Source organism: Bradyrhizobium sp. UBA2491 (genome assembly GCF_002341725.1).
Taxonomy (GTDB): Bacteria; Pseudomonadota; Alphaproteobacteria; order Rhizobiales; family Xanthobacteraceae; genus Bradyrhizobium.
Genome location: NZ_DDOP01000012.1, coordinates 1 through 22688, shown reverse-complemented (window position 1 = coordinate 22688; position 22688 = coordinate 1). Strand labels below are relative to the sequence as shown.

General features: G+C 66.0%; 16 protein-coding genes. 8 read left to right on the top strand and 8 right to left on the bottom strand.

Going from position 1 to position 22688, the window contains the following annotated elements; translation table 11 throughout:
- Together B2W55_RS03005 and B2W55_RS03000 are read right to left on the bottom strand one after the other, a co-directional pair.
- Positions 1-985: DUF5666 domain-containing protein (locus B2W55_RS03005; RefSeq protein WP_291532183.1), on the bottom strand; the 985-nt coding region annotated here is incomplete at its 3' end.
- Entirely contained in the window at positions 982-1857 is an 876-nt protein-coding gene (locus B2W55_RS03000; RefSeq protein WP_024578428.1) for a DUF6502 family protein, read from the bottom strand. The genes B2W55_RS03005 and B2W55_RS03000, both read right to left, overlap by 4 nt.
- Positions 1858-1998: 141 nt before the next feature.
- On the opposite strand from B2W55_RS03000, the gene B2W55_RS02995 reads away from it, so the two are divergent.
- The 6 genes from B2W55_RS02995 to B2W55_RS02970 all read left to right on the top strand — a co-directional run bounded on the left by B2W55_RS02995 (position 1999) and on the right by B2W55_RS02970 (position 8262).
- Positions 1999-2433 carry a hypothetical protein gene (locus B2W55_RS02995; protein ID WP_024578429.1) on the top strand — a complete coding sequence of 145 codons (435 nt, stop codon included), beginning with the start codon at positions 1999-2001 and terminating at the stop codon, positions 2431-2433.
- Between the two features lie 206 nt (positions 2434-2639).
- Positions 2640-2831: a hypothetical protein gene (locus tag B2W55_RS02990; protein ID WP_024578430.1), complete on the top strand. Its 192-nt coding sequence runs from the start codon at positions 2640-2642 to the stop codon at positions 2829-2831.
- Between the two features lie 17 nt (positions 2832-2848).
- Positions 2849-4789: a glycosyltransferase gene (locus B2W55_RS02985; protein WP_024578431.1), complete on the top strand. Its 1941-nt coding sequence runs from the start codon at positions 2849-2851 to the stop codon at positions 4787-4789.
- Positions 4790-4792: 3 nt separating this feature from the next.
- The gene (locus B2W55_RS02980) at positions 4793-5533 is read left to right on the top strand and encodes an ABC transporter ATP-binding protein (protein ID WP_024578432.1); all 741 of its coding nucleotides are present in this window, start codon (positions 4793-4795) and stop codon (positions 5531-5533) included.
- The gene (locus B2W55_RS02975) at positions 5530-6957 is read left to right on the top strand and encodes a glycosyltransferase family 4 protein (protein ID WP_024578433.1); all 1428 of its coding nucleotides are present in this window, start codon (positions 5530-5532) and stop codon (positions 6955-6957) included. Before B2W55_RS02980 ends, B2W55_RS02975 begins: the two co-directional genes overlap by 4 nt.
- A 6-nt stretch (positions 6958-6963) precedes the next feature.
- On the top strand, positions 6964-8262 hold the full coding sequence (locus B2W55_RS02970; RefSeq protein WP_024578434.1) for an O-antigen ligase family protein: 1299 nt from the start codon (positions 6964-6966) through the stop codon (positions 8260-8262).
- A gap of 167 nt (positions 8263-8429) precedes the next feature.
- On the opposite strand, the gene B2W55_RS02965 is transcribed toward B2W55_RS02970, so the two are convergent.
- Positions 8430-9665, bottom strand: a complete 1236-nt coding sequence (locus B2W55_RS02965) for an ABC transporter substrate-binding protein (RefSeq protein ID WP_024578435.1) — start codon at positions 9663-9665, stop codon at positions 8430-8432.
- Between the two features lie 250 nt (positions 9666-9915).
- On the opposite strand from B2W55_RS02965, the gene B2W55_RS02960 reads away from it, so the two are divergent.
- A complete protein-coding gene (locus tag B2W55_RS02960; RefSeq protein ID WP_244442099.1) occupies positions 9916-11979 on the top strand; it encodes a carbamoyltransferase C-terminal domain-containing protein in 2064 nt (687 codons plus the stop codon).
- Here the strand turns inward: B2W55_RS02960 and B2W55_RS02955 are convergent.
- From B2W55_RS02955 to B2W55_RS02935, 5 genes are all read right to left on the bottom strand, one after another.
- A complete protein-coding gene (locus tag B2W55_RS02955) occupies positions 11939-12874 on the bottom strand; it encodes a DMT family transporter (RefSeq protein WP_024578437.1) in 936 nt (311 codons plus the stop codon). The two genes, B2W55_RS02960 and B2W55_RS02955, sit on opposite strands and share 41 nt — an antisense overlap.
- 186 nt (positions 12875-13060) lie before the next feature.
- The gene (locus B2W55_RS02950) at positions 13061-13930 is read right to left on the bottom strand and encodes an NAD(P)-dependent oxidoreductase (RefSeq protein WP_024578438.1); all 870 of its coding nucleotides are present in this window, start codon (positions 13928-13930) and stop codon (positions 13061-13063) included.
- A gap of 3 nt (positions 13931-13933) precedes the next feature.
- Positions 13934-15065 (bottom strand): peptide chain release factor 2 gene (gene prfB, locus B2W55_RS02945; RefSeq protein WP_100555258.1). Its coding sequence is split into 2 segments (ribosomal slippage): positions 13934-14995 and positions 14997-15065, totalling 1131 coding nucleotides; the frame shifts between segments, so codons are not numbered across the junction.
- Positions 15066-15171: 106 nt separating this feature from the next.
- Complete coding sequence (locus B2W55_RS02940) at positions 15172-17661, bottom strand: penicillin-binding protein 1A (protein ID WP_024578440.1); 2490 nt, start codon at positions 17659-17661, stop codon at positions 15172-15174.
- A 286-nt stretch (positions 17662-17947) separates the two neighbouring features.
- Positions 17948-19267, bottom strand: a complete 1320-nt coding sequence (locus B2W55_RS02935) for an N-acetylmuramoyl-L-alanine amidase (protein ID WP_024578441.1) — start codon at positions 19265-19267, stop codon at positions 17948-17950.
- A 718-nt stretch (positions 19268-19985) separates the two neighbouring features.
- Here B2W55_RS02935 and B2W55_RS02920 point away from each other — a divergent pair.
- Positions 19986-22688: Rne/Rng family ribonuclease (locus tag B2W55_RS02920; RefSeq protein ID WP_414631649.1), on the top strand; the 2703-nt coding region annotated here is incomplete at its 3' end.

The following is a 22688-nucleotide window of genomic DNA, read 5'->3' as shown; positions in this document are numbered from 1 at the left end:
CGCCCGGTCCATGTCCGCCTCCCGGCGCGGATCCGCCGCCTGAGCCGCGACCGGGCGTGCCGGGGCTGCGCACCGACGAGCCCGGGAACTTGCCGACCGACTGCACCGATTCGACGCGCAACTCGCGCGGCCCCGAGAGCTGGGCATTGACGACGACGCGCGTGTCGGCCGCCGGTGAGAAGCGCGAATGGTCGCGCGCGACAAAGCCGGAGCCGAGTTGCAGATCATTGCCGACCCGCCGCACATAGGCTTCGATCAACAGCCGCTTCGCGCCGGTGAGATCGGAGAAGTCGTCGGCGCGGCTGCGCGAGACCTGCATCACGCCCTGCGCAACATGGCCCTCGGCCTGCACGCGCTGTCCGACCAGCGCCGCGTCGACGCCGGCGAGCTTGAGCTCGCCGATCCGCAACGTTCCGGCACGGTCGCGCTCCAGCGGTCCGGCGACGCGCATCGCCGCGTCATGACGCTCCTGCACCAGGCTGGCGACGACCACGCCGTCGTTGCGGCGCAGTCCGAACACGGCGACCTGCGCGCCGGGCTTCAGCCAGCTCTCGTGGCCGTTCCAGGCGACCTTCTGGCCGAGCACGGTGAGTTCGCCCGGTTTCGCGTGCTCGATTGGACCGGTGACTTCGCTGGTCACGTCGATCCGCTTGGTCGACAGCGTGCCGCCGACACCGCGCTCCGCCACCACCCGCGCAAGGTGGCCGATTCGCAGCGCCTTCGCGCTCGCCGCCTCGCCGTCGATCCGGACCGGCACGTCGGCCGCATAGGCGACGCGCTCGCCATTGACATAGATCGAGCCGAATTTCTGGATCACGCCGACGATGCCGGTGCCCCCGATCCCCTGGTCGGAGCCGGTGATCCCGGTGCCGCCGATGCCCTGATCGTTGCCGCGCTTCCTGACCTGGGCGCCGGCCAGCGACGTTCCGGCGAGCCAAAATGCCGCGAGCAGCGCGCGGCGCGAGATGACGGGCGGCCGCTTCACGACGCACCGCCTTCGTCTGCATCGTCATCGACCGGGCCGTCGGGGCCCTCGCGATAGATGTAGATGCCGAAATTCCAGCGATAGTCGCCGCCCTTGTCCTTGGCCAGGGCGCGGTTGGCCTCGCGGTTGGCGACCTTCAGCGCCTCCATCGCGAGCTCACGTGAGCGGCCCTCGAGCCGCTTCGCCAGCTTGGCCGACAGTCCGTCGTAATGCACCGCGCGCTCCAGGAAGCGCGGCGCCGCCGAGGACACGTTCATCTCGGCGGCCGCGACATGGTCGTGCAGGTTGCGGCCGAGATAGTGCCATTTGCGATCGTCGTCGCCATGCGGCACGAACGCCTCCTCGACCAGCACGATCTCGTCGTCGTCATTGATGGTGACGAGCTTGCGGTCGAGCCATTCGTCCAGCACCGCGCGCGGCCGCACGTCCTTGGTGATCGATTCGACCAGCGTCTCGAACGACGGTGTGCCACCGTCAGCGGTGCGCGGCAGCGCCAGCGGATCGCCCTTGGCATCGGTGAATTCGGGCGCGGCCAGCCAACGTGCGATGATCGCGCTGGTGCGCGACAGCGTCGCCGGCACCACGTTGACCGGCGCGCCCGCGCCGCGCAGCCGTGCCACCTCCTTGCGATGGATGCCGGTCAACAGGCTGACGCGGCTGTCGGTCTGCTCCTTGCCCTCGAGCGCGAAGTCGTGCTCGGCAACGTTGACATAGAGCTCGCGCAACAACTGGGTCAGCGCCGGGAACGTCATGCCGCCGCGGATGCAAAGCCGCACCAGCGGACGCAGCATGCGCGCCAGCGGCGCTTGCAGCTTCGCTGCGGCGATCGGCGCGGGCGCTGCTGGCTTCGACTTCGGGGCCTTGGCATTCATGCCCAAGTTTTAGCCGTCCGCCGCGTGGGACACAATCCCACCCCCTCTTGACGTGTGACTTTTTCCCACCTATGGCAAACAAATCGCCGCCAGGGTCGGTTCCCGATCGTCGCGGCGAGATGCACCGGGCGTGGATAGCCGATGACCTCCATCCGATTCGACGTTGCGTTCGCTAACGCTTGCCGCACCGCCCAGGTCCCCTACGCGGATTTCGTGTCGACGGTGATGGCGGGCGCCTATCCGTGCCTGCCCGGCACCACGCCCGGTTCGCCGCGCCGCTTCGACGAGACCGACCTGGTCGCGCTCTACATCTACGGCCGCCTGCTCGCGTTCGGTTTCGATGCACTGCGCGCCGGCGAATATGCCTGCCGCGCTCATGGCGGCCTCGTCGCCGAGCCGCGGGCGAGGTCGATCTCGATCGCGCTGACGCCGGACGGCGGCAAGCGCGTCGTCATCGAGCAGGACACCCAGCGCCTGACCGCGACGATGCTGGCCGAGAAGATCCAGTTCGACATCCCGGCGATCAGGCTGCTGCTGCAACGAACGGCCGAATCCGACACGACCGTTTCCGTCTGACACCGCTGCATTTCCGGTCGGGCGCTCCGCCGCTGCGGGCGCGCGACCGTGCCTGCGCAACTGCCGCGCAGCAACGCGCTCCCTTCCGTTCGAAAAAAGTTATCCACCGCCATACGTGGGACATAATCCCACATTTTAGTCCGGCGCCATTGACGTGTGAAATTTTCCCACGTATCCAGAATTCGTTCAGCAGGGAATCCGACGCAATGTCCGTTCGTTCGGCCCGCGAATCCGGTCGATTCGCCACCACACTCCGTTTCACGCCGCAGGCACCGTTCTGCTTCACGCCGCAGGCGCCTTGCGGCCCGATCGAACCAGTGCTTCCGGCGCTGCTGCGCTCGCTGGTGTTCTTCGCCGCGCTGGCGCTGCCGTTCGTCGTCGCCCTGTACGCCGCATGATCCGGATCGAGCCGCCCATGATGGTCGTCAACGAGCCGGACCGGCGTCCGTCGGTGCTGCACATCTTCAAGGTCTACTACCCCGATCTGTTCGGCGGCACGTTGACCGTGATCCGCGACATCTGCGCCGGACTGAAAGACACCTTCTCTGCCGCCGTGCTGGTGTGTTCGCGCTCCGGCGGCGAGCGGCAGATCGTGGTCAATGACGTCGCGGTCGAGCGCGTGCACTCGTTTGGCGACGTGCTGTCGCTGCCGGCGGCGCCGACCTATCCATGGCGGCTGTGGCGGCGCATCGCCGACCACGATCTGCTGGCGCTGCACGCGCCGTTCCCGCTCGCCGACCTGGTGTTCGCGCTCGGGCTCGGCGGCACCCGTCCGCTGGTCGTGCACTGGCACGCCGATATCGTCTCGCACGCCGCCTTGCGCTTCCTGGTCGAGCCGTTGATGCGGCGAACCCTGCGGCGCGCGTCTGCGATCATCGTCTCCGATCCGGTGCTGATCGAAGCCACGCCGCTGTTGCAGGAATTCGCCGACAAGTGCCACGCCGTTTCGTTCGGCGTCGATGTCGCGAAATACGACCGGCCGGCCACGCAGACCGACGACATCAACACGCGGGGCCGCCTGGTGCTCGCCTGCGGCCGGCTGGTGCCCTACAAGGGCTTCGACGTGCTGGTGCGATCGGCCCATGCGCGCAATTTCGAGGTCTGGATCGTCGGCGAGGGCCGCGAGCGCGACAATCTCGAACGGCTGATCCGCGACTACGGCTTGCAGGACCGTGTCCGCCTGCTCGGCTCGGTGTCCGAGAGCGAGCGCGTCAAGCTGCTGCGCATCGCCGACGTCTTCGTGATGCCGTCGGTGACCAACGCGGAGACCTTCGGGCTGGCGCAACTCGAGGCGATGGCCGCGAGCCGTCCGATCGTCAACACCGCGCTCGACACCGGCGTTCCCCATGTCGCCCGCGACGGCCTCGAGGCCATCACGGTGCCGCCCGGCGACGCCACCGCGCTCGCCGACGCCATCGAGACGCTGATCAACGATCCCGAACGGCGTCGCCGCATGGGTCAGGCCGCGCGCCATCGCGCCATCACCAAATACTCGAACACAGCCTTCAAAGAGGGAGTTGAGACAGTGTACCGCAAGGTCGTGACCGAAGAGGCCACCGCGAAGGGCGCGGGCTCACCAGCCCCAGGCCCGCGCTCCCAAACGGCCGGCTTCGTCGGCGCGATCCAGATCGCGGCCGCACTGGCCTGGTCCGACGTGCGTCATCGTTACGTCCGCTCCCTCCTTGGACCCTTCTGGATGTCGATCCAGATGGCGATCATGGTGGCCGTGCTCGGCTCCGTGATCGGCCATCTCTCCAATGCGAGCGCGGTGGCGCGGCTGCCGATGCTGGCGGCGAGCCTGACCGCCTGGACCTTCCTCAACAGCGTCGTGCTCGACGCCACCACCGCGTTGCAGGGCTCGGCCAGCCTGATCAAGGACCGCGCGCTGCCGCCGGTGATCTTCCTGCTGCAATGTACCTTCCGGCAGGCGCTGTTCGCGGCCCACAACGCCGTCGTACCGCTGATCCTGTGGCTCGCTCTGACGCCGAGGGATCTCGGCGGCGCCATCGTCGCCCTGCCCGGCCTCATCCTGTTCGTCGCGTGCACGATGGCCTTGAGCCTCGTGCTCGGCGCGCTGGCGACGCGTTACCGCGACATCAAGCCGATCATCGAGTCGTCGCTGACGCTGGCATTCCTTGCCTCGCCGATTATCTGGACACCCGAGATGATCGATCGCGGCTCCACCGTGATGCGGCTCAATCCGCTGACCCATCTGTTCGCGATCTGGCGCGACCCGCTGGCCTCAGGCCACGTCGCGATGACCAGCCTGGCTTATGTGCTGGCCTGCCTCGCCGCGCTCACGGTCGCCGCGACGGTCACCATCGCCCATCTGCGCAAAGCGGCATTCTGGATCTAGCGCATGGCAAGCATCCATCTCCACGACGTCTGCCTCGACTATCCGCTGTACGGCGCCTACGACTTTTCGCTGAAGCGCCGCCTGCTCGGGCGCCTGTTCCGCCAGGCCAGCGAGATGCGCACCATCCGCGCGGTCGACAACATCTCGATCGAGGCGAAGGCCGGCGCGCGCATCGGCCTCGCCGGCCCGAACGGCTCCGGCAAATCGACCTTGCTGCGGCTGATCGCCGGCGTATTCCCGGCGACCAGCGGCAAGGTCGAGATATCGGGCAATATCGTGCCGTTGCTCGGCCTCGGCGCCGGCGTCAATCTCGATTTCGTCGCCGCCGACAACATCAACCTGCTGCTGCGGATCTCGGGACGCAAGCCGACGCCGGCGATCCTGGAGGAGATCTGGGCCTTCACCGAGCTGGAGGAGCGCATGCAGCGGTTGCCGCTGCGGATGTTCTCCTCGGGCATGCTGATGCGCGTGCTGTTCGCGACCGCGACGGCGTTTCCCGCCGACATCCTGCTGCTCGACGAATGGCTCAGCGTAGTCGACGAGAATTTCTCGGCCAAGGCCGAGCGGCGGCTGCGCAAGATGGTCGAGAGCGCCGCGGTCGTGATCATCGCCTCGCACGATCACGCGCTGCTGCGCCGGACCTGCACCAGCATCATCAATCTCGATCACGGCCGCATCGCCAGCACGGTTGCGCTGGATCCGCCCGTCCCGCATCACCTCGAGCTCAGAGAAATCAGCGCATGACAAAGATCCTGGTCGTCAGCGAGGCGCTCGGCGAACCCAACCACAAGCGCGGCATCTTCCATTTCACGCGGGAATTGATCCGCTCGCTGGCCGGCGACGGTCACGAACTGACGCTGCTGGTCGAGACCACGCGCCGCTATCGCAAGCTGCGCCGCCGCCAGCAACGCACCCGCCTGCTGCCCGACGGTTCGCGGCTGATCGAGTTGCTTGCGCTCTATCGTTTCCTCGACGAGGCCGACATGAACGCGCCCGTCATGCGCAGCAGCGGCGGGCTGCGCCGCACCATCGACTGGTTCCGCGGCAAGCTCCGCGCGGCCACCTCGCTGGAATTCGCCGTCAGCTTCCTGCGCGCGCTGCATGTGCTGCCGGCCAGCGTCAGCCTGATCGAGAACCACGCCGACGGCCTCGAATACGTCCCGACCGACCTGCGGCATCTCAGGCTGTTCGGCGACTTCCTGCTGGAGCCCGGCTTCTACAGCTATCAGGACACGTCGGCGCTGCTGCGGCTGCCGCCGCCGCGGATCGACGCGCGCGGCTACGACGTCATCCTGGTCGACACGCCGACGCGGGTCGCGATCCAGCGCAAGCACGGCGCCAAGGTGATCTGCGTCGTGCACGATCTGCTGCCGCTGACCGATCTCAAGCTCAGCGACGTCGCGACGCGGCTGTTCCTGTCGCGCCTGTTCACCAGCCTGCATCAGGCCGACGAGCTCGCCTTCGTCTCGAACTACAGTCTGGGTCGCTTCCGCGCCCTGCTTCCGCAATTCGCTCATCTGCCGGCACGGGTGGTCTATCCCCGCACCCGGTTCGAGGCGTCGGCACCGCCGCTGGCGGCAGGAGCCGTTAGCGGGCGCCCCTATTTCGTCGTGATCGTCTCGGCCGAGCCGCGCAAGAACCTCGCTGCCGTGATCCGCGCCTTTCGCAAGCTGCCGCAGGCCGACCTCGTCGTGATCGGCTACACCGGCGACCCGCGCCTGACGCGCAATGCACCGCCCAACGTCCGCTTCTCCGGCTATGTCGAGGAGCATGAGAAGGCCGCGCTGATCGCCGCAGCCCACGGCCTGATCATGCCGAGCCTCGCCGAAGGCTTCGGCGTGCCGATCATCGAGGCGCTGGCGGCCAACACGCCGGTGCTGTGCTCGGACATTGCCGTATTCCGCGAGGTCGCGGGCGAGCTTGCCGACTATTTCGACCCGTTCTCGATCGAGGAGATCTGCGCTTCGGTCACCCGCGTGCTGGCGCAACAGCAGCAATGGCGCGACCGCATCCGCGAGCGCCGGACCGATCTCGCCGAGCGTTTCGGCCACCACACCCAGGCGCGCGATCTGCTGTCCCACCGGGTCGTCGCGGAAGGCGCTGCCCCCGCGCCGGCACTGTCGGTTCCGGTGGCGGCGTTCAACGGCGTCACCGCGCACGGCATGTGAACGATCATGAGCAGCGAATCCGAGGCGATTGGCTCCACCGTCGCACCGGCGATGTGGCGCGATCGCGTCCGTGCCTGGTCCGCTTCAGCCGCCTATGCCCGCGCGACCGACATCCTGATCATAGCGGCCGCGGCTTGCCTGCCGTGGTCGACGACGGCGCTCGCGGTGTTCATGTTGCTCTGGCTGGTCGCCGTGATCCCGACCATCGACTGGGAGCAGTTCGTGCTCGACCTCGCGCGGCCGGCCGTTGGCTTGCCGATTGCGCTCGTCGCGCTCGCGCTGGTCGGGGTCGCCTGGTCGGCGGCGGATTGGGCCGAACGGCTGCACGGCATCAAGCCGCTCAGCAAGCTGCTGTTGCTGCCGTTCCTGCTCGGCTACTTCCAGCGCTCGCAGCGCGGGATCTGGGTGTTCACCGCGTTCCTGGTCTCGTGCACGCTGGTGATGATCCTGTCCTGGATCGTGCTCGCGCTGCCGCAGCTCAGGTTCGCGCACACGGTATCCGCCGGCGTGCCGGTGAAGAACTACGTCGACCAGAGCCAGGAGTTCGCGCTGTGCGCTTTCGCGCTGGCGCTGCCGGCGTTGACGGCGCTGCGGGCCAAGCAATGGCGCATCGTGGCCGGCGCGCTCGCGCTCATCCTGCTGTTCGTCGCCAACATGTTCTACGTCGTCTCGGCGCGGACCGCGCTGGTCTACATGCCGGTGCTGCTGATCCTGTTCGCCGCGCTGCATTTGTCGCGGCGCGCCACCCGGCTGCTGTTCGCCGGAGTTGCGGTCGCGAGCCTCCTGGTCTGGACCACCTCGCCCTATCTCCGCCAACGCATCGCCGACGTCGGCATCGAGTATCGCGCGCACGACACTTCGGGCATCGCCTCCACGGCGCAGCGCCTGACCTATTGGCGGAAGTCGATGAAGTTCATCGCCACGGCGCCCTTGTTCGGGCACGGCACCGGCTCGATCAAGCACATGTTCACGGTGGATGCGGTCGGGCAGAGCGGCCTGCAGGCCGAAGTGATCAACAACCCGCACAACCAGACCCTCAACGTCGCGATCCAGTGGGGATTGATCGGCGTGCTGCTGCTCTGTGCCATGTGGTACAGCCACGTTAGCCTGTTCGCCGGCCGCGATCTCGTGACCTGGATCGGGCTCGCAACCGTCGCGCAGAACATCACGAGTTCGCTGTTGAACTCGCACCTGTCCGATTTCCACGAGGGCTGGATGTATGTGATCGGCGTCGGCGTCGCCGGCGGCATGGCGCTGCGCGCTCGCCGGACGGAGAGGATACTGTCTCCGCCTCACTCGGATTGAAGCGGACTAGACAATACGGAGTTTCGTTCAACGTCATTCCGGGGCTCGCGAAGCGAGAGCCCGGAATCCATTCCGCCACTCGTTCTGGAGCCCGATGGATTCCGGGCTCAGTCCTTCGGGCTGCCCCGGAATGACGAGCAGAACTGGTCGCCAGGGGCGGCAACGCCCTACCGCGCCGCCTCATGCCCGACCTCACCCGTGATGACGTCGCCGAACAGCTCCCAGGCCTCGCCGTTGAACCGCATCAGCTGCATCTGTTCGATCGGGAAATAGTCGTCCGGCGAGGTGTTGACCATGATGCCGGGCAGCATCAGGTCGGAGTGGAAGTTCTTCAAATTTGCGGCCTGCTTCATCACGTTTTCGCGCGTGAGAATGTCGCCGCATTGCTTCAGCACCTGCACCATGGCCTCCGCCTGCACATAGCCATAGAGGTTGTTGGCATTGGCCTTGTCGCCGTCGGGATAATATTTGTCCATGAAGGCGCGCCAGCTTTGCACGGCCGGGTCCTTGTCCCAGGTCGGATCGGTCGGGTCCTTTAGATAGGCCGTCGAGATGATGCCCTTGGAATAGTCGAGCCCGGCCGGCTTCAGCACCGAAGCCACCGAGGTCGCGGTGTTGGCGAGGAAGAACTTCGGCTTCCAGCCGAGCTCGCCGACCTTGCGGATCGCCTGGGCCGATCCCTTCGGTGCGGCCCATGAGAAGAAGATATCGGCACCCGAATCGTGCAGCGCGACGATCTGCGAATCGATCGAGGGATCGGAGACCTCGTAGGACTTGTCGGCGACGATCATGCCGACCTTGTCGCCGAGCCCGTCCTTCAAGCCCTTGAACTGATCCTTGCCGGCGTCATCATTCTGCCAAAACACCGCGATCTTGCTGGTTGGGAATTTGTCGCGAATATATTTCGCATAGATCCGTCCCTCGCTCTGGTAGTTGGGCTGAAACCCCATGGTCCAGGGAAAGTTCTTCGGATCGCCGAATTTTGTGCCACCGGACGCAACGAACAATTGCGGCACCTTCTTGGCATTCATGTATTTCATGATTGCCGAGTTGGATGGCGTGCCGAGAGGCTGGAAGATCAGGAGCACCTCGTCGCTCTCGACCAGCTTGCGCGCCTGCTCGATCGCCTTCGGCGGCGAATAGGCATCGTCGTAGCTGATGAAGTTGATCTTGCGGCCGTTGATGCCGCCCTGCTCGTTGATCATCTTGAAGAACGCGGTCTCGGTCTTGCCGATCACGCCGTAGGACGACGCCGGGCCGCTGTACGGCATGATGTTGCCGATCTTGATTTCGCCATCGGTCGCGCCGGGATCGTATTTCTTCTGCGCATACGCCGAGGTGGCGATCAATGCGGCACTTGCGAACGCCGCGATGGCGCCAATATATCCAGAACGAACCGGCATCGTTTTCTCCCGATTTTTGTCGTTGGTTTTGGCGACAAGTCTCGCAAGAGACGCATATGCTGGCAAGCGCCGGGTTTTTTCGTTGGGCGAAACGGCATTGTTGCCTGGCGCTATTTATGATTGAAGGTCGATCTGGGGATCACGAGTCGAGGCGTTCTGATTGCGTAAACCGGACATTCGTACCGGTCCGCGGCATCCGCGTTTGGCGGCTGCGGGCTATGAGATCACGCGCCGCCTCAGCGAACGTGCGATGGCCAAGCTTGGCCTGCACAAGGCCAATGGTGAATTCGCGCAGCGCACGATCGCCTCGATCCGCGAGCGATTGCAACGCAGCGAGACCATCTACGTCGCTGGCCTCGCCTGCCCCGGCACGCACAACACCGGCGTCGCGCTGGTCGAAGTCACCCAGAAGGACGGCCCGCGCCTGATCGTCAACAACGAGGAAGAGCGCTTCTCCGGCAACAAGCACACCAACGAATTCCCGCAGCATGCGCTCGACGACATGCGTAAGGTGTTGCAGCGGATGGGGCGCGACATCGGCGACATCGCAGCCTTCGTCACCACGTGGGACTATCCGGCGCTGATGGCGATGCTGATCCGCACTTCGTTCGAGGAAGCCCCGGCCAGTATCAAATTGCTGCGCGCGCCGATCGCGCCCGCGATCAATTTGCGCCAGATGGACCAGGTGAGGCGCATCTCGCGCAAGCTTGCGAAAATGTATGGGCTCGGCGAGCAGCTGCCGCTGATCTGCATGCCGCATCACGACAATCACGCCTGGTACTCGTTCACGGCCTCACCGTTTGCCGATATCCGCGAGCGTGTAGCGATTGCGGTGCTCGACGGCACCGGCGATGTCGGCTCGATCTCGCTCTATGTCGCCGAGAACGGCGAGATGAAGCAGCTCTATTGCAACGATAGCCTGTTCGATTCGCTCGGCGCCTTCTACACCGTGATCTCGTCGAGCCAGGGCGGCTGGACCTGGCTCTCCAGCGAAGGCCGCTACATGGGCGCCGCCGCCTGGGGCGACATGAACCGCGCCACCAATCCCTATTACGCGCGCCTGAAGGACGTGCTGCAACTCGGGCCCGACGGCACCGTGCTGCTCAACCGCGCGATGGCCAACTGGTATGCCGATCCCGCCGACAATCCCTACAAGCAGCCGCTGATCGACATCCTCGGCCCGCCGCTGCGGCCGGACCAGCTATGGAATCCCGACGCGGTGCTGCGCGTCGAGGACATCCATCACCGCCCCGACACCAAGGACCGCGTCGACAAGGCCGCCGCGACGCAACTGGTGTTCGAGGATGCGATGATCCACGTCATCGATCATCTGCTGCGCATCACGGGTACCGATCGCCTCGTATTGACCGGCGGCGTGGCGCTGAATGCACTCGGCAATATGCGGCTGCTCGAGCATTTCGACGAGGCGTGGTTCGAACAGGCGCAGCAGCGCAAGACGCGGCTGCATATGTGGGTGCCGCCGGTTCCCGGCGATCCCGGCGTGCCGATCGGCGCGGCGTGGCTGTTCGCGCATCTGGCGGGCGCACCGCGCGGCGCGCCGCTGTCGCACGCATTCTACTGCGGCCTGCCGCCTTCCAACGCCGACATCACCGCGGCACTCAACACCGACGATGTCGCCTCGTCCGTGATCGGCAACGTTGCGACATCAGAGGGGCGCGATGCGATCGCGGACCTGATGGCCTCCATGGTGGCGCAAGGCGGCGTGATCGCGATCTATCAGGGTGCGGCCGAAACCGGCCCGCGCGCGCTCGGCCATCGCTCGATCCTCGCCAATCCCTGCGATCCCGAGGTGCGCGAGCGGCTCAACGAGCGCGTCAAGTACCGCGAGGCGATCCGCCCGCTGGCGCCGATGGCGACGCTGCAAGCGGCACGCGACTATTTCGAGCTGGAGGACGGCGCGTCCGACGACGACTACAACGCTTACAACTACATGGTGCTCACGGCCCATTCGAAGCCGGAGGCACGCGCGAAGATTCCGGCCGTGGTGCACGCCGACGGCACCGGCCGCATCCAGATCGTGCGCGAGGCGGACGATCCCCTCACCTACGCCTATCTGAAAGCGCTCGGCCGCCATATCGGCGTCGAGATGTCGGTCAACACCTCGTTCAACGTCGCGGGGCCGATCGCGCAGACGCCGGCGCAGGCGATGGACACGCTGCGCCGCTCCAAGGGCCTCGATGCCGTGGTGCTGGTCGCCGACGACGGCACCGCCTATGCCGCCTGGCACGGCGGCGAGCGCGACAGCGGTCGTTTCACCGGCTGGTATGCGGAGTGGAAGCAGGTGCGCGGCTGAACCAGCTCAGCACGCGTCCGTCGATCAAGAGCAGTGCACTCGCGATCACAAGCGCACCGGTCACCTCCCGCCACGAGACCGGTTCGCCGAGCACGAGGTACCCGAGCAGCATCGCGGTGACCGGGATCAACAGCGTCACCAGCATCACATTGGTCGCGCCCGAGCGTTGCAGGATCTGGAAGAACACGATGTAGGCCAGTGCGGTCGACAGCGCCGCGAGCCCGAGCACCGCGAGCCATGTCGTCGCATGCGGCATCGGCAGCAGCCACGGCTTGTCGGCCACCGCGGCGACGGGGGCCATCATCACGCTGGAGGCCATCATCTGGAACGCCGCGGTCCCGAGCGGCGGCACGCGCTGCGGCAGCCGCCGCCCGACCAGCGCCGCGATGCCGTAGCTGAAGGCGCCCGCAAGGCACAGCGCGATGCCGATGCCCTGCCGGCTCTCGAAGCCGAGCGCGTCGCCATGCAGGATCGCAACCCCGATCAGCCCGACGGTCACTCCCGCGACGCGGCGCGCCTGCAACCGCTCATCGCCGGTCACCGCCATGATCACCACCGCGAACAACGGGGTCGTCGCATTGAGGATCGAGGCCAGTCCGCTCGGAATGTAGGTCTGCCCGAACACGATCAGCGAGAACGGCAGCACGTTGTTGAACAGCCCCATCGCGAAGAACGGCGCCCATCCCGAAACGCCGCGCGGAAATTCGATCTTCCTGGCCCGCAGCAACGGCAGCAGCATGATCGTGCCGAGCGCCACGCGCAGCAGCACCAGCGTCAGCGGCGGCAATTCGCGCAGGATCACGCCATTGAAGAAGAACGAGCCGCCCCAGAGCACCGACAGCAAACCGAGCAGCCCCCAGTCGCGGCGATCGATCCTGTTGTCGGCGGAAGGCATGGCAGGCACTCATCTGCGCTGGCGTAGATACCTGGAGCCTTTCCCGCTCCGATGAAATCGGAACGGGGCTCTAGGTTCTTGTCTTGACGCGTTTTCTACACGCGAACCGGTATCCACTTCGCTCGAAAACGCTCTAGCGGCACCGAGCCACAATGGCCACCCGATTTCCGTGAATTGCTGGCCCGCCTATTTCGGCCGCGACACGATCTCGATCATCTGGCCTTCGTCACCGTCGGGCGCATGGGCCTTGGCCCTGTCGTAGGCGGTGAGCGCGGCGCGGCTCACGGGCACGCCCGGCAACAGCGTCTCGGCCAGCCGCACGGCATAGTCGGCATCCTTGTGGCGCAGCGCCGCGGTGAACGACGCGCCGGAAAAGTTGCGGTCGATCATCCGCTTGCTGTGGCGGATCACCTGCGGGCTCGCCACCGCGCCGGTCGCCAGCGCTTCGGCCACCAACTTCATATCGAGGCCCGCCTGCTCGGCGATCGCAACGCCCTCGGCGAGGCTTGCGATCTGCACCGCGCCGATCAGGTTGTTGATCAGCTTGAACACGGTGCCTGTGCCGACCGGGCCGAAATGACGGATCGTGCTGCCGATCGGCGCGAGGAACGGTTGCGCCCGTTCGAGGTCGGCCGGATCGGCGCCGACCAGCAGCGTCAGCCTGCCGGCGGCCGCCGCCTCCGGCAGCCCGGTGACCGGACAATCGATATAGACCAGGCCGCGGCTGTGCAGCTCGCGCGCCATATCGAGCGTGTGCTGATAGGAGACCGTAGAGCACTCGATCGCGAGCGTGCCGGCCTTCATGGTGGCGGCAGCGCCGTCCTTGGTCAGCCAGACCGCGCGCGAGGCTTCATCGTCGGCCACCATCGTGATGACCGCATCGGCGTCGATCGCGGCGTCCTCCGGCGAGGTCGCCCAGATCGCGCCGCGCGCGATCAGGTCCTCGGCCTTGGCCTTGCTCCGGTTCCACACCGCGACCGTGAAGCCCGCATCGAGATAGCGGCCGGCCATGCCGTGGCCCATGCGTCCCAATCCGATGAAAGCGACGCGCGGCATGGCTTAATCCACATCCTCGACGGAGCCCGGCCCGGTGCCGAAGGCACGTTGCGCCAGCGTTGCCGCCATGAATTCATCGAGATCGCCATCGAGCACGCCCGACGTGTCGGAGGTCTGCACCCCCGTGCGCAGATCCTTCACCATCTGGTAGGGCTGCAAGACGTAGGAGCGGATCTGGTGGCCCCAGCCGATATCGGTCTTGGCGGCCTGATCGGCGGCGGCCTGCTCCTCGCGCTTCTTCAGCTCGATTTCGTACAGCCGCGCGCGCAGCATGTCCCAGGCCTGCGCCCGGTTCTTGTGCTGGGAGCGGCCGGCCTGGCAGACCACCGCGATGCCGGTCGGAATATGCGTCAACCGCACCGCCGACTCGGTCTTGTTGACGTGCTGACCGCCGGCGCCGCCCGATCGCATCGTGTCGGTGCGGACGTCGCTTTCCTTGATCTCGATCTTGATCGAGTCGTCGATGACAGGGAAAATCTGCACCGACGAGAACGAGGTGTGCCGCCGCGCGTTGGAATCGAACGGCGAGATCCGCACCAGGCGATGCACGCCGGCCTCGGTCTTCAGCCAACCATAGGCATTGTGGCCGGAGATCTGGATGGTGGCCGACTTGATGCCGGCCTCTTCGCCCTGTGACTCTTCGAGATACTCGATCTTGAAGCCGTGCTTCTCCGCCCAGCGCGTGTACATGCGCAACAGCATCTGCGCCCAGTCCTGGCTCTCGGTGCCGCCAGCACCGGCATGGACTTCGAGATAGGAATCGAACTTGTCGGCCTCACCCGAGAGCAGCGCCTCGAGCTCGCGCCGGGCGACCTCCTTCTTGAGGTCCTTGAGCGCCTTCTCGGCCTCCGCGACCACGCCCGCATCGTTCTCGGCCTCGCCGAGCTCGATCATGCCGACCTGGTCCTCGAGCTCGCGCTCGACCTTGCCGATGCCGGAGAGCGAATCCTCCAGTGAGGTACGCTCCTGCATCAGCCGCTGGGCCTTCTGGGGATCGTTCCAGAGATTGGGGTCTTCAGCGAGCTTGTTCAGCTCAGCGAGGCGTGCCGTCGATTGATCGACGTCAAAGATGCCTCCTCAGCAGCCCGACTGACTGCTTGATCTCTTCGACAAGGCGTTCGATTTCCGCGCGCATGGTCTTTCAGGTGTTGGGAAAAAAGCTCGTCAGGGATGTAGCGACCGGCGCGGCAAAGCGCAATCGGCTTGGCCGCACTATCCCGATCATTTGGATCCGATCGCCGTTAGTATAATCCGCCGGTTCCCGGGCGAATGAAGAAGCCTCCGTCCGGCTGCTGCCCGCCGCTCTGCGAAGCCTGCGGCGCGCGGCCATCGGCGTCGGCAACGCCAACCGGGGCCGAGTATTCCGGCGGTGCCGTACCCGGCTTGAAGGCTTCGAGGATGGTGTTTCCATTGCCCGGGCCGGCACGAACTCCGGTCTTCGCGTCGACCCGGATCAGCTTGATGCCAGCCGGCACCTTGAACGGCGTCGGTGGCTTGTCGGCCAGCGCAAGCTTCATGAAGTCCCTGGCGATCGGGGCCGCGGTACGACCGGCCTGCGCGGTTCGCCCCAGGCTGCGCGGCTTGTCGTAGCCTAGGTACAAACCAACGACCAGATCGGACGAGAAACCGACGAACCAGAGGTCCTTCGCATCATTCGTGGTGCCGGTCTTGCCCGCGATCGGCTTGCCGACATCGCGCATGACCGTCGCCGTGCCGCGTTGGACCACGCCTTCCATCATCGAAGTGATTTGATACGCGGTCATCGGGTCCAGCACCTGCTCGCGGCGGTCGACGAGCTGCGGCTCCGGCTGGTTCTTCCAGCCTCCGGGCGCGTCGCAGCCGCGGCATTCGCGCTGGTCGTGCTTGAAGATGGTGTGGCCATAGCGATCCTGGATGCGGTCGATCAGCGTCGGCTTCACCCGGCGGCCGCCATTTGCGAACATCGAATAGGCGGTAACCATGCGCATCACGGTCGTTTCACCAGCACCGAGCGCGTAGGACAGATAGTTCGGCAACTCGTCATAGACGCCGAAGCGCTTGGCATATTCGCCGATCAAGGGCATGCCGACGTCCTGCGCCAGTCGCACCGTCACGGTGTTGAGCGAATGCGTCAGCGCGTTACGAAGCGTCGTCGGTCCGTAATACTTGCCAGTAGAGAAGTTCTCCGGACGCCAAACACCGGCGCCCTGCCCTTGGTCGATCTCGATCGGTCCGTCGACGATGATACTCGACGGCGTGTAGCCATTGTCCAGCGCAGACGAGTACACGATCGGCTTGAACGACGAACCCGGCTGCCTGTAGGCCTGCGTCGCACGGTTGAACTGGCTCTGGTCGAACGAGAATCCGCCAACCATCGCCACCACACGACCGGTCCAAGGATCCATGGCAATCATCGCGCCGGATACCTCCGGCAATTGCCGCAGGCGATACTGGCCCTCGACCGCGTTGCCATCCTTGTTCACCAGCGGGTCAGCATAGATCACGTCGCCCGGTTGCAGCACCTGCGAAACCGCCGTCGGCGTTTTGCCCTTGCTCCTGGCCCAACGCACGCCATCCATCGTGATGATGCCGGTCTGGCGCTCCTTGCTGACCGCACCGCCGAGTTCGCGGCCCGGCTGGAAGCCGATCCGCGCCGACTGCTCACTGGTCTCCAGCACCACGGCCATGCGCCAGGGCGAGATGTCCGAAAGCGATTTGACGTCGGCGAGCTTCACACCCCAGTCGCCGGAGGCGTCGAGCTTCTGCACGGCGCCGCGCCAGCCCTGCGCCTCGTCGTAATTGACCAGACCCGCGACCATGGTCTTGCGCGCCATCACCTGGATCTTGGGATCGAGCGTGGTACGCACCGACAGGCCGCCTTCGTAAAGCTTCTTCTCACCGTAGCGCTCGAAGATGTCGCGACGGACCTCCTCGGCGAAATACTCGCCGGCGAAGATATGCGCCCCGTTCGAGCGGTTGGTGACGACGAGCGGGTCCTTGCGCGCCTTGTCGGCGTCGGCCTGCTTGATCCAGCCGTTCTCCAGCAGGCGGTCGATCACATAGTTGCGGCGCTCGATCGCGCGGTCACGGTTGCGCACCGGATGCAGCGCGGCCGGCGCCTTCGGCAGCGCCGCCAGATACGCCGCCTCGGCCACCGTCAGTTCATTGACCGACTTGTCGAAGTAGACCAGCGACGCCGCCGCGATGCCATAGGCACCGAGCCCGAGATAGATCTCGTTCAGATAGAGCTCGAGGATGCGATCCTTGGAATAGGCGCGCTCGATGCGCATCGCCAGCAAGGCTTCCTTGATCTTGCGGGCGAAGGAAACTTCGTTGGTCAGCAGGAAGTTCTTGGCGACCTGCTGGGTGATGGTCGAGGCGCCCTGCGGGCGGCGGTTGGAGCCGTAGTTCTGCGCATAGAGGATCGCGGCGCGCGCCATGCCCTGATAGTCGACGCCGCCGTGCTCGTAGAAGTTCTTGTCTTCGGCCGCGAGGAAGGCGTTGATCACGAGCTTCGGCACCGCCTGGATCGGCAGATAGAGCCGGCGTTCCTTGGAGTATTCGCCGAGCAGCGCGCCGTCCGCGGCGTGCACGCGGGTCATCACCGGCGGCTCGTAGTCCTGAAGCTGCGAGTAGTCCGGCAGGTCCTTGGAGAAATGCCAGATCGCGCCGGCGACGGCGGCAACACCGACCAGGAACACGACGGTTCCAGCGGCGAACAAGAAACCAATGAACCGCACGAGCAGGCGCATTATCGACGTTCCGTTCCTACCCTCCGGCGCCCAGTCGTCGTCGGCAGCGCCTGTCCAAAAGTGCGAAAGCCTCACACAACGAAGGCTCGTATTTCAAAAGGGCCGATATCTGAGGACCGACCAACGGGGCCCCGACCCCAGCAAGCCACCTTGCGCACGCGAAAATACCAAAGCCGCCGGACAGTATGGTCGATTCTGTGGACCCGCAGTCCATTGTCTATACCGTCGCCGCTGTGGCCAAACTAGGGCTTCAGCGCCACGGCTCCGGCTTTTCGGCCGGCCAATTTCACTTTGCCGGTCCGGCAGTTGCCAGCCGCTTGGCGAAGAATGCATCGATTGCCTGGGCCATCGAACCGACCGCCTTGTTCCGCCAGTTCTCGGAGACCAGGTGCTCGAGGTCGCTCTTGTTCGAGACATAGCCGATCTCGACCAGCACGGACGGCACGTCCGGCGCCTTCAGCACTCGGAAGCCGGCCGATTTGAGCGGATGCTTGTGCATCCGCACCGTGGACTTCATCTCGTCCATCAGCAGCCGGGCGAAGCGGTTCGAGAAGGTCTTGGTCTCGCGTTGCGCGAGGTCGATCAAGATATCGGCCACCTCAGTCGGCTCGTCCGTCAGGTTCACGCCGCCGATGGCGTCGGCCTTGTTCTCGGTCTCGGCCAGCCGCTCGGCTTCGGCATCGGAGGCCTTGTCCGACACCGTGTAGATCGTGGCGCCCTGGGCGTCGCCCTCACGGCGTGGCAGCGCGTCGGCGTGGATCGAGACGAACAGCGCCGCCGATTGGGTGCGCGCGATCTTCACCCGGTCGTTGAGCGGGATGAAGGTGTCGTCGGTCCGGGTCATGATCACGCGATATTTGCCGGACTGTTCGATCCGGTCGCGCAGCGCGAGGCCGAAGCCGAGCACCAGGTTCTTCTCGGTCTGGTCGCCGGACTGGGTGCCATTGTCGATGCCGCCGTGACCGGGATCGATCACGATCAGCGGCCGCGGATCGGTGACCGGCGGGAGCGCAGCCGTGGCGACGGCCGGGATCGCCGCCGTGGTGGACCCGGCATTCGCAGGCTTCAATTCAGGCCGGCTCTCGGGCGCCAGCGACTGCACGAAAGCGGTGCGGTCGATCTCCTCGAAGTCCAGCACCAGCCGCGGCGGCTGGCCGTTGGCGGCGTCGAGCACATAGGAGTTGGCGATCTTCACCGGGCCGGCGAGGTCGAAGACGATTCTGGAGCCGCCGGGCATCACGAGCCCGTAGCGGAACGCCTTCACCAGCCCCCGCCCCGCCGAGCCGGTGCCGGCGGCGAGCTGGAAATTGACCTGAGGGATATCGACCACGACCCGGTACGGGTCGGCCAGCGGAAAGGCACGAAACTCGATCTTGCGGTCCAGGTCGAGGATGAATCGGGTCTGCTTGTCGTCACCGGCGAGCCTGGCGCCGGACGCGACCGGGAAATTCGAAACGCCGGCAGGCGCAGCATTGGCATCCGGGGCGGACAGGCCAGCCTGCGGGCCCTCCGCTGCGCTGGGGGCACTGGCGACGGCGAACGCCAATGCTGCGGCGCACAACAGGCCGCATCCCGGAAAAATGAGGTGAATAGCGCGGTTCGCCACCCGATTCGGAGCCTCCCAGCTGCTTCTTACCGGATTAGAACCACACGGTTAATCGCACCCTAATGACATCGGGGCGAAAAGAACCGAGTGTTGCGGCGGCGTGACGCTTCCCTTGCACGCGGCGGTCAATCCACGTATGTACGGGGTGCTGACGGCTAGTACTCCCGGTTGTGTCGCGTTCAGCCTCCCGGTGCAGCGGTGGAACCTTCCAGGTCGAAGATCCCGCCGTGTTTTTCCGGTCCCTCCCCAGCCAGCGCCGCGCGCGGTTGACATGGAGTGGCGGATTCGAGCCCGAGCGGCGTCCGGTCCCAGGCACACTCCCTCGCCAGAGGGGCGGTTTGAGACACGGCGTAACTGATTATCTGGTCCCTTGGTGGATTCCTTGGGGGTCTTGATATGCGATGGCCGGCAGGCGCTTCGGCGCTGCGCCGGGCTTTCAGCAAAGGATACGGCGGTATTTCTCGCCGCCAACATGTTTAGACGGGCCGACGCTTAATGCGCCAGACTGCATTGCCGACCAGGATCCCCCGAATGATCGCGCTGACGCGAGGTGAAAACCTCGCCCGTCGCATCATCCCGGTGAGTTCCCGTCCGGCGCTGCGCCGCGAGACGCGTTTCGGCCTTCCCCTCACCCCCGAATCAGGTGGACCGTCGCGTCACCGGGCGGCGCAGTTTGCGCGCGCCATGAGCCGCGCCCGCCGCCGTCAAGAGTTCCAAAATGCCCAACAAGATGTTGATCGATGCCACCCACCCGGAAGAGACCCGGGTCGTCGTGGTCCGCGGCAATCGCGTCGAAGAGTTTGATTTCGAGACTGCCCAGCGCAAACAGCTGCGCGGCAACATTTACCTCGCCAAGGTCACGCGCGTAGAGCCGTCGCTGCAAGCTGCCTTCATCGAGTATGGCGGCAACCGGCACGGCTTCCTGGCCTTCAGCGAAATCCATCCCGACTACTACCAGATCCCGGTCGCCGACCGTCAGGCGCTGATCGAAGCCGACGAGCGTGCCCATCGCGAAGCCGAGGAAGAGCACGAGAACCGCGGCCATCGCCGCCGCTCGCGCCATCGCAATGCCCGCCGCCGCGGCCATGGCGAGCGCGTTCAGAGCGAGGTCATCGAGGGTGCCGGCGATGCGCCGGCGCTGCCGGCCGCCGAGGCCCACGCCGACGCCGAGCATCACGATCATGGCCTAGCCGCCCACGAGGGCCACGAGCATGACGCGCACGACCATGCGCATCACGACGACCATGAGCACCATCATGATCACGAGCATCATGCCCACGGTCACGACGATCATGGCCATGATGATCACGATCATGACCACCACGGCCATGACCACGCGCACGATCACGACCACCCCCATGAGGTGAGCGCGGCGCCGGCCGCCGACACGGCGTCCGACCCCGTCGTCGCGACGGTCGAAGCGTCGGTGGCGTCTGCCGCGCCGGAGACCGTCGAGACGATCGAGATCAATCACGAGCCCGAGCGGGCCCATGAGGAACAGGTCGAGGAAAACGCCGCGCACGCCGACGACGCGCCGCACGGGTCCACGGACGACGTTCACGCCCCCGCCGCGGAGCACGAGCACGTCGAATACGCCGCGTTCGCCGATGTCGCCGCCCCGGAGGCCGCGCATGGCGACGAGGCCGGCGAAGACGACGACGAGGATGACGGCGAAGAAGGCGAGGAAGAGGAAGTCGTCGAATCCGTCGGCGGCGACGACGTGCTCGAGGAGGTTCCCGAGCGCGCGTTCCGCCCGCGTCGCCAGTACAAGATCCAGGAAGTGATCAAGCGCCGGCAGGTGATGCTGGTGCAGGTCGTCAAGGAAGAGCGCGGCAACAAGGGCGCCGCGCTGACCACCTATCTGTCGCTCGCCGGCCGTTACGCCGTGCTGATGCCGAACACCGCGCGCGGCGGCGGCATCAGCCGCAAGATCACCTCGGCCCAGGACCGCTCCCGGCTGAAGGAAGTGGTGCAGGACCTCGACGTGCCCGAGGGCATGGGGATCATCCTGCGCACCGCGGGCGCCTCCCGCAGCAAGCCGGAGATCAAGCGCGACTTCGAGTACCTGATCCGGATGTGGGAAACGGTGCGCGACCTGACGCTGAAGTCGCAAGCGCCGACCCTGGTCTACGAGGAAGGCTCGCTGATCAAGCGCTCGCTGCGCGACCTCTACAACAAGGAGATCGACGAGATTCAGGTGGCGGGTGATGCCGGCTACCGCGAAGCGCGCGACTTCATGAAGATGCTGATGCCGGCGAATGTGCGCGCGGTGAAGCAGTATCGCGACGGCCAGCCGCTGTTCTCGCGGATGGGCGTCGAGAGCCAGCTCGACGCGATGTTCTCGCCGACCGTGCAGCTCCGCTCCGGCGGCTACATCGTGATCAACCAGACCGAGGCGCTGGTCTCGATCGACGTCAACTCCGGCCGCGCCACCCGCGAGCACCATATCGAGGACACCGCGCTCAAGACCAATCTCGAGGCTGCGGAAGAAGTCGCACGGCAGTTGCGACTGCGTGACCTCGCCGGCCTGATCGTCATCGACTTCATCGACATGGACGAGAAGCGCAACAACCGGGCGGTCGAGCGCAAGCTGTCCGACTGCCTGCGCCAGGACCGCGCGCGGATCCAGGTCGGCCGCATCTCGCATTTCGGCCTCTTGGAAATGTCGCGCCAGCGCATCCGCGCCAGCGTGCTGGAGAGCTCGACCGAGCCCTGCCCGCAATGCGGCGGCTCAGGCCACGTCCGATCGGTCTCGTCGGTGGCGTTGCAGCTGTTGCGCGGCATCGAGGAAATCCTGATGAAGGGGGCGACCCACAATCTGGTGGTCCGCACCCGCACCGACGTCGCGCTCTATGTGCTCAACCACAAGCGCGGCCATCTGCGCGACCTCGAGGATTCCTTCCGGGTCTCGCTGTCGATCGTCGCCGATGCCACCGTGCACGGCCAGCAGTCCTACATCATCGACCGCGGCGAGCAGGTGCATACGCTGGAGGCCGCCAAGGCGCTTCTCGCTGCGCAGGCCGCCGCCGCGCCGGCTCAGCCTGAAGAGGCCGACGACGAGGAAGAGCTGTTCGAATACGAGGTCGAGACCGACGAGACCGAAGGGCTTGCCGACGAGCAGGCTGCCGGCGAGGACGCCGGTGCGGCTGAAGGCGAAGGCGACGGTCAACGCCGCAAGCGTCGCCGTCGGCGCCGCGGCCGCGGCAGCAGCAACGAAGCGCGCGAAGGTGCTCCGCAGCCGCGCGAGGACGGCGATCTCATGCATGTCCTGCCGGAAGGCACCGAGGCGGTTGCCGCCGGCGATGCCGAAGGCGACGAGGACGAAGCCGACGCCCAGCAAGGCGCGGCCCGCGACGACCAGGGCGGCAGCGATGAGGCCGCGAACGGCGACCGGCGCCCGCGGCGCCGCGGACGCCGTGGC

Coding starts and splice junctions, on each gene's coding strand:
- B2W55_RS03000 (WP_024578428.1), bottom strand. CDS start 1,857: ATGAATGCCAAGGCCCCGAAGTCGAAGCCAGCAGCGCCCGCGCCGATC.
- B2W55_RS02995 (WP_024578429.1), top strand. CDS start 1,999: ATGACCTCCATCCGATTCGACGTTGCGTTCGCTAACGCTTGCCGCACC.
- B2W55_RS02990 (WP_024578430.1), top strand. CDS start 2,640: ATGTCCGTTCGTTCGGCCCGCGAATCCGGTCGATTCGCCACCACACTC.
- B2W55_RS02985 (WP_024578431.1), top strand. CDS start 2,849: ATGATGGTCGTCAACGAGCCGGACCGGCGTCCGTCGGTGCTGCACATC.
- B2W55_RS02980 (WP_024578432.1), top strand. CDS start 4,793: ATGGCAAGCATCCATCTCCACGACGTCTGCCTCGACTATCCGCTGTAC.
- B2W55_RS02975 (WP_024578433.1), top strand. CDS start 5,530: ATGACAAAGATCCTGGTCGTCAGCGAGGCGCTCGGCGAACCCAACCAC.
- B2W55_RS02970 (WP_024578434.1), top strand. CDS start 6,964: ATGAGCAGCGAATCCGAGGCGATTGGCTCCACCGTCGCACCGGCGATG.
- B2W55_RS02965 (WP_024578435.1), bottom strand. CDS start 9,665: ATGCCGGTTCGTTCTGGATATATTGGCGCCATCGCGGCGTTCGCAAGT.
- B2W55_RS02960 (WP_244442099.1), top strand. CDS start 9,916: ATGGCCAAGCTTGGCCTGCACAAGGCCAATGGTGAATTCGCGCAGCGC.
- B2W55_RS02955 (WP_024578437.1), bottom strand. CDS start 12,874: ATGCCTTCCGCCGACAACAGGATCGATCGCCGCGACTGGGGGCTGCTC.
- B2W55_RS02950 (WP_024578438.1), bottom strand. CDS start 13,930: ATGCCGCGCGTCGCTTTCATCGGATTGGGACGCATGGGCCACGGCATG.
- B2W55_RS02940 (WP_024578440.1), bottom strand. CDS start 17,661: ATGCGCCTGCTCGTGCGGTTCATTGGTTTCTTGTTCGCCGCTGGAACC.